Here is a 14241-nt window from a genome sequence, read left to right as displayed (position 1 = left end):
ACTCCTCCATAAATGCCTTACTTACCGCGTTTAAAACTTATTTCTTTTTTTATTGGATTAATACCCATTGTATTTTTCTCTTGGTCCCTATTTAGCTTTTCCATCAATATACCTTGGTTAGATGATTTTGAAGCACCCATGACCATTCGTGCCTGGTTTGCACATCCCGATTGGTATGATCGCTTAAAAATGATTTGGTTTCCTAATAATGAGCACCGAATCGTTACCCTAAGATTATGGGTGATGGTTCACTATTTGGTATTTAACCAACTAGACCTAAAGGCCTTATTATTAACCTCCCACCTATACCTCATCATCATATTCATTTTGCTTTGGTTTAATTTACCGGCTAAGGATCGCTGGTGGTATTTTCTACCCATACCATTCTTGTATTTAAACTTTCAATACCACTTAAATACGTTTTGGTTCATCGTTTCCATTCAACGAAACCTTGTTATTGGTTTTGGCTTTTTGGCCATGTTTTGTTTAAGCAAGAGGAGTAATAAATTGTTTTTAACGGGCATCATATGTACCATGCTAGCCTGCATGTCTAATTCAGACGGTTTATTATTTATCGCCTCCGGTGGAATGATTTTGTTAACCGCATTTGAATTAAAAAAATTAGCCATATGGGTAGGAGTATTTGTCATTTTTCTGACACTATTTTTCTGGAATTATCCTAGTATGGGGGCAAATCAAAATGGTTTATTATATTTATTAGAACACCCCTGGCAGAGTATTCAAGGCTTTTTTGTGTTTTTAGGTGGATCGACTGATTATTTTAATGAACAAGATTCTTCAATTAGATTAGTCTTTAGTTTTACGATGGGATTACTCTTATTCATCCTTATCATTTTAGGCTTTCGTCAATGGGTTTTTGTCAAAGAACAAAAAACATTTCCTAGCTTATTAAAACGATGGACCTCCCATGAAATGGCTAGTTCAAGTCAACTTTTTCTTGCCGGATGTCTAACTTTTTGTCTATTAAACGGTGTATTATTGGCGATATTAAGGTCAAAATATGGTCCATTTGTTTTCTTAATTGGGAATTATAAAATAATTGCCACCTTGGCCATGTTATTGGTCTATGTAGTTTCAACCCACCTGGTAACCTCTATATTTACGACCAAATGGATACTTCCTATTGCTGTAATTTTTTGGCTTAGTTCTATTATTACCTATTACCCAGCAATAAAAAATCGGAAAGAATTTCTACTTCAAGATTATCAATTATTTATTCATCAAAAACAGGGACTTGGATTCAGTAAGGAGAATGTCAAAAAATATGAGCTCCACCTTATGATGGTTGATATGCTACATAAAGGTGAATTTATTCCTTCTATTAAGTAGTTGATTTTCTGATAGTTTTATCAATAAATTGATTGGGTAATCATAAAAAAATACCTAATTTCCCCTTAACGTTGTCAAGGTTTAAAACCTTGCCAACGTTGCCGAACACACCCTTTTAACTTAATCAAAATCCTAAAATATTATGAAATCCGTAAAACTGATTCCAACATTCGCATTGGCCTTTTTATTTTTATTTGGAGGCTTAAATTTTTTCTTTGAATTTGTTCCCACTCCTACTATGTCAGGAAATCAAGCTGTGTTTTTTAACCTGATGGTTCCAACGGGATTCATGAAAGTGGTAAAAATTTTAGAGATTGTTGGTGCCGTATTATTACTGATTCCTTCCAAAAGAGCTCTTTCCTTACTAATTCTGAGTCCAATAGCAGTCAATATCTTGTTATTAGAATTATTAGTTCTAGGAGGTTTGGGCGCAGGTCCCCTGTTAATTATCCTTATTGGAGTTATTGCTTATCAAGAATTTGATAAGTTTAAGGCCTTATTGTAGCCTATATTTAATCCGATTTATTGTCCAACAAATTGGACAATAAGCCAATATTTAAATTCGTTCGAACAACGTTGTCAAGGTTTTGAACCTTGACAACGTTGTTTTAAAATTCTTATTTTCCCAACAAATATTGCTTAAAACTAGCGTAATCTGTGCCAAGTGATTGAGCCACTTTTTCTTTACTTAACAGCGAAGATAAACGTTCAGGAATAGGTACTTGTCGATTTAAAGTAGTTTCAACCGTTGGTAGGAATTTAGCATAATGGGCCGTAGACAATATAATTCCTGTGAACTCGCCTGGATTTTCTTTTTTGAATTGTTGTAAACCATCATAAGCCACCGCCGTATGTGGACACATAACATATCCCGTACGGTCGTACACCTCTTTCATCCTGGCTTTGGTTTCTAGGTCGTTAGTAAAATACCCTTTCACCAATTTTCTTACTGATTCCCACTTTTCTCCTGCCAACAATTTCATCCTGATAAAATTTGAGGGATTGCCTACATCCATCGCATTAGAAAGAGTCTCAACACTTGGTTTGGCATGGTATTCTCCTGATTGTAAATATTCAGGAACAACCTTATTCTCATTGCAAGCTGCCACAAATGCTTTAACAGGTAAACCTAGTTGGTAAGCAATTAAACCCGCACTCAAATTTCCAAAATTTCCACTGGGTACACTGAAAACAATCGGTAGTTTCAAACCCTTTCGTTTTGCTTCGGCGTAGGCAGCAAAATAATAAAAGGATTGAGGAATCAATCGTGAAATATTAATGGAATTGGCTGATGCTAGATTAAACTTTTCTCTCAATTCCTCATCTAAAAAAGCTTGTTTTACCAAACTTTGGCAGTCATCAAAAGTTCCATCAACTTCTAATGCTTGCACGTTTCCTCCTAATGTCGTCAATTGCTTTTCTTGAATATCGGACACCTTTCCTTTGGGATATAAAATGGTTACTGATATACCTGGAGTATTAAAAAATCCTTGGGCTACCGCTCCTCCCGTATCCCCTGAAGTAGCCACTAAAATTCGAATCTCTCTTTTAGATTTCAGTAAATAATGGGACATTATGGCCGCCATAAAACGTGCGCCAAAATCCTTGAATGCCATAGATGGTCCATGGAATAATTCCAAAACTTCTACATCTTTTTCTAGGCCAAATATAGGGGCATCAAAAGTCATAGACTGTTGAATAATTCCATGTATTTCCTCTTGGCTTAAATCATCTCCCAATAAATGTTGGCATACTGCCTCTGCTATTTCTTGAAAATTTCGTTCTTGAATCGTTTCAAAAAATGAAGCATCCATTTTCTCAATCGTCAATGGCATATATAATCCATTATCAGGCGGCAAACCCCTAAATATGGCTTCTTCTAAAGATACATCTGGACTTTGATGTTGTGTACTGTATAACTTCATCACCTTTTTATTATGTAGGTCAAATAAATTAGACCAAATTGTCGCTAATACTTCAATACCAGCTTATTCCCTTTTAATCGTGGTAAAACTGGGTATACATCCCGCTCCAAACAAAAATTAATATCCTTTTCAATACCCAAACCTAGTAATCGATTCACATGAGAGGATCCTTTTACAGCTTGGAATAAGTTAGATGAAGCCTCCCGGTAGGTCCCTAAAGCCATCATGGCGGCATCATCTGCCACTCGATAGGTCCCTTGTAATAAATCAATCAAAGCTCCTGCAAATAAAGTATCCTCTAGATTAGGTTTACCTTTCCAGCCTGCACACACAATTAATGCATCACCTTCCCAACTTTGCAATGCCTCCGCCACTTTTGAAATATTTAAAAAAGCCCCCACTAAAAGTAATGGCGATTTTCTAGACTTTCGAATTGCCACGGTACCATTCGTAGTGGTTACACAAATCTTAGACCCCTTCACTTTGTCTACTTGATAGCTAAAGGGTGAATTGTCAAAATCAAATCCCTCTGGAGTTATACCATTTCTTTCAGCCGAAGTCAAATAGCCCTTGGAGCCATAGGCGCTACATAAGTCCATTTTTTCCACTGGAATTATCTCCTTCGCCCCATGGGCAAAGGCCGTAACCATGCAGGATGTGGCCCTAAAAATATCCACCACCACCACCGCAAGAGTAGGAACATCATACAAATGAATGAGTTCTGGCGACAAACAAACGTCGATTTTTCTCATATTATCGCTAAATAAATGGCATTTTAACAATAACCGCCTTCAATGATTTATCACGAATCTGTACAAATATTTCTGTGCCCACCTTGGCATATTCCGCTTTCACATATCCCATACCTATGCCCTTAGATAAATTAGGTGATTGGGTGCCAGATGTTACCTCACCAATAGCATCGCCCGACTCATTAACAATAGGATAATGCTGACGAGGGATTCCCCGATCAATCATCTCAAATCCCACTAATTTCTTTTTAGCTCCTTCTGCCTTTATTTTAGCATGAATATTCGAAGCGATAAACTCTTTATTAAATGAAGTAATCCAGCCCAATCCTGCCTCAATAGGTGAAGTAGTGTCATCGATATCATGGCCATATAAGCAATAACCCATTTCTGTACGTAAGGTATCTCTTGCCCCTAAACCAATCGGCTTTATACCCAAATCAGCACCCGCCTCAAATATGGCATTCCACATTGCTAATGCCTGCTCATTTTTCACATAAATCTCAAATCCTCCTGCACCAGTATACCCCGTATTGGAAATAATTACGTCATCAATGCCTGCCATTTGACCTATTTTAAATGAATAATAGGGCATTGAAGACAAATCTACATCTGTCAATTTTTGTAAGGCTAGAATGGCCTTTGGCCCCTGAACAGCAAATAAACTATATTCATCACTCTGGTTGGTCATTTCCACTCCAAAAGTGTTGTGAGAAGAAATCCAATTCCAATCCTTTTCAATATTGGAGGCATTGACCACCAACATATATTCATTTTCCTTTATACGATAAACCAACAAATCATCCACAATCCCCCCTTGGTCATTGGGTAAACAACTATACTGCACTTTACCATCTACTAGTTTAGATGCATCATTGGAACATATATATTGAATTAAATCCAAGGCCTTTTCTCCCTTCAAATAAAACTCTCCCATGTGACTCACATCAAATACCCCAACCTGCTGACGCACACAAATATGCTCTTCAATTAAATTGCTGTATAATACAGGCATGTTAAATCCTGCAAATGGAACCATTTTTGCCCCTAAGGCCACATGGGTATCGTTCAAATGAACGCGTTTTAGTTGTTCTGACATATTTATTCTCGATATAAAACTTGTAATACGGTTTGCCCTACAGCTTGTAAGGTTTTAGGGTCTATAATGGACATATTATCTCCATGGGTATGATGATACGGTCCAAAAATATCTCCCATACTTCCGGGAGCTTGGGGACGCAAATCAATAATATCAATCATCTGAATTTTGGCCACCTCATTGACGGCCGTATGGTCATCCGTAATTCCGGGTCCCTCCTCTTGTATAAATAAATGACCAAAGCCTAAATCTGCTGCCGCTGACCAGATGGAGCGAACAACGGTAGGCGCATATTGCATGGAACCATATTCCTGAGGAAATACCGCTCCTTTAGCTCCCACCATGTCCAATAATATTCCATAAAACGGTCGGTAATTATTAGGAAAAATATGCGCAGCCCAATATTGAGAACCTAAAGCCCAAGTATTTTGAACGCTAGTCGAAACACCATGTGGTTCACCCGTATCCTCTAAATCAAAAAACAGAAAATCCACTCCAACAGATGGCTTTTTGGAGGCAGAGCTAAGTTGTCTGGCTAATTCAATCATCACACCCACGCCACTTCCACCATCATTTGCTGCATCTATAGGCTCATTCTTTCGAACAGAATCCTTATCAGCCACCGCTCTCGAATCCCAATGTGCTGCCAATAAAATACGCTTACCAATCCCTGGCTGAAACTGCGCTATAATATTGGTTCCTTTTAACACTTTTCCTTGGTAGTTGGTAGCTGTAAAAGCTTGTGTACTCACTTGTAAACCGTATGATTTCAACTTAGCTATGATCCATTCTTGGCATTTTTGGTGCGCATCGGTACCGGGAACTCTTGGACCAAAATTGACTTGTTGTTGGATATAAGCGTAAGCAGAATCCGAACTAAAATTCGGGGTATCAACTAATTGTACAGCTGCAGTTTGTTCTTCACTCGCTTTATTGATACCCTGAAACCAATAAACTAGGCCTGAGAGGATAAATACAAGCAACAAAAGTAGAGCAACCCTAGATCGATTCATGAATAATTGGGAAAAACAAGCCCAAAAGTACTAAATAGAATTAGGATTAAGGAATGAAGCCTAGGGAATTAATCCCCAGAAGAAACATTTTCTTGAAATAGCCACTTTATGCTTACACCCTTTTGTTCAATCAGGGAATTTCTCCGAAGGAAAGGAAATAAACAGCTGATAATCATTCTAAAACTAAAAACCCGTACCTTCGGGTAAGTTTTAAATTTCAATTTTATGCCAACTTCCCCAAAGGAACAACGTTTTTTGGCTAGTTTACAAAAAGACATCCTAGAGTTTTTTGAATTAAACGACTACCGTTCGTATTCAATTAACCAAATTCATAAGGCTTTTGCCATTCGAGACCGTAAAACCAAAGAGCTCTATGCTGATTTGGTCCAAAAACTAGTCATTGAAAACCGGTTAATCCGTCAATCGGATGGTAATTACCGTTTCGATAATGAATCTTTTCAAATTGAAGGCCGAGTAGACCATGTCAATGCCCGATTCGCCTTTGTTATTCCTGATGATGGAAGCAAAGATGTATGGGTAGCTACGGCTGATTTGATGAATGCCAAAGATGGTGATCGAGTTCGAGTGCAAGCTAGAAGACCTTCTGAAAAAAAGAAAAATGATCGCCCAGAAGGTGAGGTTGTTGAAATTTTAGAGCGTAAATCATCTGAAATTGTGGGTGTCATTCAGGTAACTCCTCACTATTCTTTCCTCATTCCTGATTCTAAAAAAATCTATGAGGATATCTACATTCCTAAAACAGAAACCTTGCAAGCCAACCACCTAGATAAAGTGATTGTGGAGGTAACTCGTTGGGGAACCCCGGGTAAAAAAGCGGAAGGGAGAGTAATTAAAATTTTAGGAAAAGCAGGGGAAAATGAGACAGAAATGCACTCCATTTTAGCCGAGTTTGGCCTGCCCTACGAATTCCCAGAAATGGTTGAATTAGCCGCAGAAGCTATTTCCACCGAAATTTCTAAAGAAGAAATCAAAAAAAGGAAGGATTTACGTAAGATTCTTAGTTTTACCATCGACCCCAAAGATGCCAAAGACTTTGATGATGCCATTAGTTACCAAAAATTAGCCAATGGAAATACGGAAATAGGAGTGCATATCGCGGATGTTTCTCATTATGTAAAACCGGGAAGTGTTTTGGATCAAGAAGCTTTCAGAAGAGCCACTTCCGTCTATTTAGTTGACAGGGTAGTACCTATGTTACCCGAAAAACTATCCAATGGATTATGTTCTTTAAGACCTCATGAAGATAAATTAACCTTCTCCACGCTTTTAGAGTTTGACCCCAATGGCATCATTGTCAAGGAATGGTTCGGTAGAACGGTCATTCACTCGGATCGCCGCTTTGCCTATGAGGAAGCGCAAGTTTTAATAGAAAACGAGGGAGAAGAAATCGATGCTTACGAGCCTGTCATTAAGGATTTAAATCGAATTGCTAAAAAGCTACGTGAATACCGATTTAAGCATGGTTCAGTCAATTTTGAAACCGTTGAGGTGAAATTTGAATTGGATGAAAATGGTACACCTTTGGCCGTTTTCCCAAGAGAAAGAAAAGATGCCCATAAGTTAATCGAAGAATTCATGTTGATGGCCAATAAAAAAGTGGCTGAGTATGTTCATGAATTGAAAAAAACGGAACCCAGAAATACCATGGTTTACCGAGTTCACGAGGCTCCTGATCCTGAAAAATTACGGGTATTTTCTGCCTTTGCTAAGAAATTTGGTTATCAAGTTTCTACGGAACCCAAACAAGTTTCCCAATCCTTTAATGCCTTGATGGAAAATGTGGAAGGGAAAGCAGAAGAACATGTTTTACAAAGCTTGGCTGTGAGAACCATGTCCAAAGCCCGCTACAGTACCGATGCCATCGGTCACTTTGGCTTAGCATTCCCATTCTACTCCCACTTTACAAGCCCCATACGCCGCTATCCCGATGTCATGACGCATCGTTTACTTCAATTGTATTTGGATAAAGGCGCCTCCCCAGAAAGGGCTCCTCTAGAAATTCAATGTAAACATTGTTCAGATAGAGAAAAGCTAGCTGCCGATGCAGAAAGAGCCTCTGTAAAGTATAAGCAAGTTGAGTATATGTCCTTGCATGAACCCCAGATTTTTGATGGTATCATCACTGGAGTAACCGAGTTTGGAATCTTTGTAGAAATAGGGGAAACCTCCTGTGAAGGCTTAGTTAGAATGGTTGACCTAAATGATGATTATTACGATTTAGACAAGGAAAACTACCGAATTGTAGGTAAATCCAACGGCCGCGTTTTCTCATTTGGAGATGCCGTTAAAGTAAAAGTACGAGATACCAATTTGGCCAAAAGAACCATTGACCTTGAGTTAGTCGGAATGAAATCAGGGGGAGATCGATTTGGTAATAACCGAATTAGGAGAAGAGAAGGTAGGCCCGCTAATGTAATTCCACGAGGCAAAGACCGTAGAAATAATATTGGTCGAAAAAGAAGATAGGTTGCTTCTTCTTAGGACTGGGAGAGATTTGTCAACTTTAAGATTTGTCAACTTTCTAAAGTTGACAAATCTCTGCAAAAGTATCCTTTAATCTTGAACCATCGGAGATGGACGTGTTGTGTGGTATAATTCATACCAATCTTGATGATCCAATTTAACTTTAAACGAATTCACAATATTTCGAATGCGCTTTTCCTCTAAGGTTCCAATCAGAGGTAAGGCCCCTAATTTCACAATCCAAGCAACCGCAATGGATTCAATATTACTCTCATATTTTTCCGCCATTTCCACCAATTTCTTGCGGACTTTTAAAGCCAACTCATCTGTGCCGTGCTCGATGCGGCCTCCCGCCAAAGGGGAAACGGCTAATGGACGCATGTATTTTTGCTTAACATAATCCAAAGCTCCATTATCTAAGGCAGAAGTATTCAGTAAGTTTAAATCTATGTGGTTTGAAACAACAGGTATCGACAAAAACGATTCCAATAATTGATGCTGATAAACAGAAAAATTGGAGACACCAATATTTTTTACTTTACCCGCACTTTTTAATTTCTCTAGGGCCAAAACCGTACTTTCTAAATCAGACAATGGGTCTAATTGATCCAATAAAAATACGTCCAGGTAATCTGTTTGTAGATTTCTCAAAGAATTTTCAACACTGGAGGTAATGTGCTTGGCCGAGCTATCCACATGGCTCACACGAATCTCAGGACGAGAAGGATCTGGAATATTGACGCCACATTTAGAGAATAAAACAATATCACTACGTTTAAAAGATTTATTGGCAAGGACCTTTCCAAAAAGGCTTTCACAGCTGTACTTTCCATATCGGTCAGCATGATCAAAGGTGTTAATGCCTAATTCCAAACACAAATGAACAATTTGGTCCATGTCTTTTAAACTATTGGCACTTTCCTTTTCCCATCTCCAAAAACCATAAATAGCTGGAGAAACTTTCGGACCGGCGTCACTCAAATAAATCTTTTCCATAATTCTACGATAATATAATATTAGATGCTGCTAATAAATTTTTCACCAAAAATGTTGCCTGCGTAGGGGTCCCCTCCTCGGCAATGCGAATGGTCTGAAGGCCGGCCCGCATGCCCGCTAAAATATCCCTTTCATGATCTCCCACCATATATGATTGAGACATATCAACTTCATATTTAGCCGCCGCTTTCTCTATCAACAAAGAACCCGGTTTTCTAGTTAATGAAGCACTATCATGTAATTCATGATAAGGGCAATAATACAAATCATCCAAGGCTCCTCCACTAGCTTCTTGAAGAGCATCATGAATTAACTGAACGTCTTTTCGTTCGTATATCCCCTTGGCAATACCACTTTGGTTGGTAATCACAATTAATTTATAGCCTGCTGCTTTCAATGCTTTCAATGCCTCCACAACCCCCTCAGGAATTATAAAATGACCAAGATGGTAAACATAATCAACTCGGTCTACATTCAACACACCATCCCGATCCAAAAAAACACATTTATTGCTCATACTAAGCTAAACGAGCCCAAGGAATACGACTTAAAATCAACAATAAAGCTATACCAAATAACAACCAAGCATTTTTATGTTTTTGAGCATCAGCAATCGCTTTTTTGTTTTTTGAATAAGCTACTGTTACTAAAATAGCTGCCAAAATATTAACGGTGATATGTTCAACCGCAATTAATCGGATAGCAGGATCCTTCATCGCCGCTCCAAAATCAGCAAATGCCGCTTGGGTAATTGGACTAAATACAAAATACAATAACAAGCCAATCAACAATTGAGTATGAACCGAAATCAAGAAAAATAAACCTGATTTTCTATCAGACTCTGAAAATGGTGCCCCTGATTGAGCTCCTTTAAACCCTCGGTAAATTGCTAGAATTCCTAAGATGAGAACTAGCCAACGTAAATACGAGTGTACATTCAATAAAATAGCATACATAATATGGTAGAGTTTAGTTATTTACAAAGATACAAATTCCCCTAAGATGCCCCACCGCTTTCAAATTAATCCTTGAATTTTCTTTACCTTTGTCTTTTTAAACTAGAAAATATGTCGAATCCATCCAAATTAGGAGCCGCTGTCAAGGCGCGTTGCCCTCAATGTCATGAAGGCCGAATTTTTACTCATAAATGGTGGAATATTTTCAAGTTCAGTGAAATGCACGAGCATTGTCCTTCTTGTGGTTTACGCTATGAAGTAGAGCCTGGTTTCTTTTTTGGAGCCATGTATATTTCTTATGCTTTCACAGTGGGAATTATGATTGTTGGGGGTGTCATTATTTACAATTTCTTTGGCGACCCTTCAGCCGAAGGCTATATCATTCCGATTACATTAGTTTCTTTACTCATGGTTCCGTTCAATTTCCGAATGGCTCGTGTGATCTTCATTCACTTGTTTTCCATGGTTAAATACAAACCTGAGGCAGCAGGTTCTTCAAAGGCTAACTAATGAAAATTCTGGATCTATACATTCTGAAAAAATTTCTGAAAACCTATGTTTTCGCTGTTTTTCTGATTGTATTGATTGTCATGGTGATTGATTACACCGAAAAAATCGATGATTTTATCCGTAAACAAGCTCCATTGAATGAAATCCTTTTCGACTACTACCTGAATTTTATACCCTATTGGGCTAATTACATCAGTCCATTAATGGTTTTTATTGCCACCGTTTTCTTTACCGCTAACCTGGCGGCTAAAACAGAAATCATCGCTATTTTAAGCTCTGGAGTGAGTTTCACACGACTCATGCGTCCCTATTTAATTGGATCTGGCATTGTTGCCATTGGCACTTTCATTATGATTGGATGGATTGTCCCCAATGCCAATAAAATCAGAGTACCTTTTGAACATAAATACATCAACAATACCTATTTCTTTGATAAGCGAGATGTTCATATCAAAATTGCACCCGAAATCTATGCCTATATTGAAAGTTACGACAATAGCACTAACACAGGTTATCGCTTCAGTTTAGAGAGAATCGCTGACAATGAAATCAAACAAAAGCTGATGTCTGACCGAATCTCCTGGGATTCTGTTCGCAAAAAATGGACCATTCATGACTACCGAATTAGAACCTTGGAGGCTGGTAAAACAGGTATCGTATTTGGCACAAAAATAGATACCACGCTTAATCTTTTTCCAAAAGATTTCCAGAATAAACACTTGTTACATGAAACCTTTACCCTACCTGAATTAGAAAAACATATACAGTTAGTTCGTTCAAGAGGTGCCGATGGAATTGAAATTTTCTTGATTGAAAAATACCTTCGTTTTGCCAACCCTTTCTCTGTAATCATTTTAACCATCATTGGGTTTTTAGTTTCTGCACGTAAATCTCGTGGAGGAGTGGGCTTTCAAATTGCTTTAGGTTTCTCCTTGGCCTTTGTCTACATCCTCTTTTTCATGATGAGCAAAGGTATCGCCGAAGGTGGTGGAATGCCTCCGCTACTAGCCGTATGGTTACCTAATATCATTTTTAGCGGTATTGGTGTTGGTCTCTATTATACCCTTCCAAGATAATGAGACAAGCTCCTCGATTTGTTGACTATTTGAAGATTCACTTCATTGTGCTTCTATATGCATTTACGGCCATCTTAGGAAATGCTACTCAAGCCAATGCCCTCAGTATCGTATTTTTTCGTTGCGTGATTAGCTCTGTCTTTTTAATGGGTATCCTACGTTTTCAACAAGTAGCTTTTCAGGTCCCCAAGAAAATTCTGTACCAATGGATTTTAAATGGACTTTTCATCGCTTTACATTGGCTTTTATTTTTTGGTGCGGCTAAGGTGTCAACCGTGGCCATGTGCCTAGCCGGATTGTCTACTCAAACCTTTTGGACTAGTCTCCTTGAGCCTTGGACCAAAAAAGAAAAAATCAAACGAGTTGAGGTTTTTCTAGGTGTCTTAGTCATCATAGCTTTAATCATTATTTTCTCTGTGGAGCAGGCTCAAGCTTTAGGACTTTTGATGGGTATTGCCTCAGGTTTCTTTGGTGCGCTTTTTTCGGTGATAAATGGAAAATATACCCACCAATATGACCCTCGGTTAATTACCGTTTATGAAATGATTACTGCAGGCATCATCACAGGAATCGTATGGATTTATGGTTTTTCAAGTGATTTGCCACAATTTATACCCCTAGGAATGGATTGGCTTTGGATTAGTATTTTGGCCATTGTTTGCACCGTATATGCCTATACCGAAACCATCCGATTATACCGCGTTTTTTCGGTATTTTCCATCAATCTTGTCATCACCTTAGAACCCGTGTATGGCATTTTACTAGCCGTTTTTATCTTTGGAAGTAAAGAAATTATGCATTCAGGTTTTTACTGGGGTACATCGCTTTTGGTTATGACGGTGATGATTCATCCTTTCTTGATAAAATCAGGTAAAAAAGAGTAAAAAAATTCGCATATTGCCTTTTAATCAAACGCATGAAGCCTTAAACTTCATTCAAATTATTAATTATACCATCTACTATGAAAAAATTCAACGTTGCCATTGTCGGCCTAGGTTTTGGTGCCGAATTCATCCCTATTTATTTAAAGCATCCATTGGCTAACATGTATGCCATTTGCCAAAGAAACGAGGAAAAATTGAATTCAATTGGTGACGCTTATGGAATTGCAACTCGGTATACCGACTTTGAAAAACTCATCCAAGACCCTAACGTGGATGTCGTTCATATCAATTCCCCCATCCATTTACATGCCCAACAAACCCTTCAAGCATTGTTAGCTGGTAAGCACGTAGCTTGTACGGTTCCTATGGCCACTACCGTAGAAGAATGTAAGGCCATTGTGGAGGCTAGCCGTAAAATGGGGAAAAAATACATGATGATGGAAACGGTTGTTTATTCACGTGAGTTTCTTTACATCAAAGAATTATATGAAAAAGGTGAATTAGGGAAGATTCAATTCTTGAAAGGTTCACACCAACAAGATATGGATGGATGGCCAGATTATTGGCCAGGTTTGCCTCCTATGCACTATGCAACTCACTGCGTAGGACCTGTGGCGGGTTTACTTCGTTTAGAAGCTGAATATGTTTCTTGCTTTGGTTCAGGAACCATTCGCGAAGAATTGATTCAGCATTATAATTCTCCTTTTGCAGTAGAATCAGCTCATATCAAATTCCGTAACTCAGACCTTAGTGCTGTTGTATATCGCTCCTTATTTGACGTGGCCCGTCAATACCGTGAAAGTTTTGAAGTATATGGTTCTAAGAAAAGTGTGGAATGGCCTTTGATAGAAGGTGAAGAACTTGTAGTACATACGGCCAAAAAACCTGAGCCTGAAATTCCTGAAAAAGTGGTAACTCCAGATTTCGCGCATTATTTACCTGAGGAAATTCAACGTTTTACCACCAAAGGGGTATACGACGAAAACGAAAATACTCACCTATCCTTTACCCAAGGCGGAGGCCATGGTGGTTCACATCCCCATTTAGTCAATGAATTTTTACAAGCATTAGCACAGGATCGCGATCCATTCCCTAATGCTCCTCAGTCGGCCAACTGGACCTCAGTGGGTATTTTAGCCCACGAATCCGCTCTTCAAGGGGGTAAGATCATCGAAATCCCTGAATTTTAATCATTATTC

The 14241-nt window shown here is 38.5% G+C and carries 14 protein-coding genes; 7 read left to right on the top strand and 7 right to left on the bottom strand.

The genetic code is table 11. From position 1 onward, the window contains the following. Nucleotides 1-12 precede the first annotated feature (12 nt). Nucleotides 13-1350 (top strand): hypothetical protein, encoded by a 1338-nt coding sequence (locus tag ACST15_RS10255; RefSeq protein WP_459454560.1) that lies wholly within the window; start codon nucleotides 13-15, stop codon nucleotides 1348-1350. A gap of 142 nt (nucleotides 1351-1492) precedes the next feature. Beyond that, the gene (locus ACST15_RS10250; protein ID WP_459454559.1) at nucleotides 1493-1855 is read left to right on the top strand and encodes a hypothetical protein; all 363 of its coding nucleotides are present in this window, start codon (nucleotides 1493-1495) and stop codon (nucleotides 1853-1855) included. Between the two features lie 112 nt (nucleotides 1856-1967). Here the strand turns inward: ACST15_RS10250 and thrC are convergent, their stop codons facing one another. Genes thrC through ACST15_RS10230 form a run of 4 tightly spaced genes read right to left on the bottom strand, consistent with a single transcriptional unit; the run spans nucleotide 1968 to nucleotide 6136 of the window. After that, entirely contained in the window at nucleotides 1968-3275 is a 1308-nt protein-coding gene (thrC, locus tag ACST15_RS10245) for a threonine synthase (protein WP_459454558.1), read from the bottom strand. A gap of 44 nt (nucleotides 3276-3319) precedes the next feature. Then, nucleotides 3320-4027 carry a 2-phosphosulfolactate phosphatase gene (locus tag ACST15_RS10240; protein WP_459454557.1) on the bottom strand — a complete coding sequence of 236 codons (708 nt, stop codon included), beginning with the start codon at nucleotides 4025-4027 and terminating at the stop codon, nucleotides 3320-3322. 7 nt (nucleotides 4028-4034) lie between these two features. Continuing rightward, a complete protein-coding gene (gcvT, locus tag ACST15_RS10235) occupies nucleotides 4035-5123 on the bottom strand; it encodes a glycine cleavage system aminomethyltransferase GcvT (protein ID WP_459454556.1) in 1089 nt (362 codons plus the stop codon). 2 nt (nucleotides 5124-5125) lie between these two features. After that, entirely contained in the window at nucleotides 5126-6136 is a 1011-nt protein-coding gene (locus ACST15_RS10230) for a M28 family peptidase (RefSeq protein ID WP_459454555.1), read from the bottom strand. A gap of 225 nt (nucleotides 6137-6361) precedes the next feature. Between ACST15_RS10230 and rnr the strand changes: the two genes are divergently transcribed. Next, a complete protein-coding gene (rnr, locus tag ACST15_RS10225) occupies nucleotides 6362-8623 on the top strand; it encodes a ribonuclease R (protein ID WP_459454554.1) in 2262 nt (753 codons plus the stop codon). Between the two features lie 87 nt (nucleotides 8624-8710). Here rnr and ACST15_RS10220 read toward each other — a convergent pair whose 3' ends face one another. The 3 genes from ACST15_RS10220 to ACST15_RS10210 are packed head-to-tail and all read right to left on the bottom strand — an operon-like array spanning nucleotide 8711 to nucleotide 10572. Then, nucleotides 8711-9616: an aldo/keto reductase gene (locus ACST15_RS10220; protein ID WP_459454553.1), complete on the bottom strand. Its 906-nt coding sequence runs from the start codon at nucleotides 9614-9616 to the stop codon at nucleotides 8711-8713. Nucleotides 9617-9620: 4 nt separating this feature from the next. Then, entirely contained in the window at nucleotides 9621-10133 is a 513-nt protein-coding gene (locus tag ACST15_RS10215; RefSeq protein WP_459454552.1) for a D-glycero-alpha-D-manno-heptose-1,7-bisphosphate 7-phosphatase, read from the bottom strand. 1 nt (nucleotide 10134) lies between these two features. Then, complete coding sequence (locus tag ACST15_RS10210) at nucleotides 10135-10572, bottom strand: hypothetical protein (RefSeq protein WP_459454551.1); 438 nt, start codon at nucleotides 10570-10572, stop codon at nucleotides 10135-10137. Between the two features lie 111 nt (nucleotides 10573-10683). Here ACST15_RS10210 and ACST15_RS10205 point away from each other — a divergent pair, with 111 nt between their 5' ends. From ACST15_RS10205 to ACST15_RS10190, 4 genes are all read left to right on the top strand, one after another. After that, entirely contained in the window at nucleotides 10684-11082 is a 399-nt protein-coding gene (locus ACST15_RS10205) for a DUF983 domain-containing protein (protein ID WP_459454550.1), read from the top strand. Then, nucleotides 11082-12158 (top strand): LptF/LptG family permease, encoded by a 1077-nt coding sequence (locus tag ACST15_RS10200; RefSeq protein WP_459454549.1) that lies wholly within the window; start codon nucleotides 11082-11084, stop codon nucleotides 12156-12158. The genes ACST15_RS10205 and ACST15_RS10200 overlap by 1 nt, the downstream gene beginning before the upstream one ends. Beyond that, on the top strand, nucleotides 12158-13042 hold the full coding sequence (locus ACST15_RS10195; protein WP_459454548.1) for a DMT family transporter: 885 nt from the start codon (nucleotides 12158-12160) through the stop codon (nucleotides 13040-13042). Before ACST15_RS10200 ends, ACST15_RS10195 begins: the two co-directional genes overlap by 1 nt. Before the next feature lie 77 nt (nucleotides 13043-13119). Next, a complete protein-coding gene (locus tag ACST15_RS10190) occupies nucleotides 13120-14232 on the top strand; it encodes a Gfo/Idh/MocA family protein (protein ID WP_459454547.1) in 1113 nt (370 codons plus the stop codon). Nucleotides 14233-14241 lie beyond the last annotated feature (9 nt).

The organism is Aquirufa sp. Wall-65K1 (genome assembly GCF_054558475.1).
This window is presented reverse-complemented; position numbering and strand designations above follow the sequence as displayed.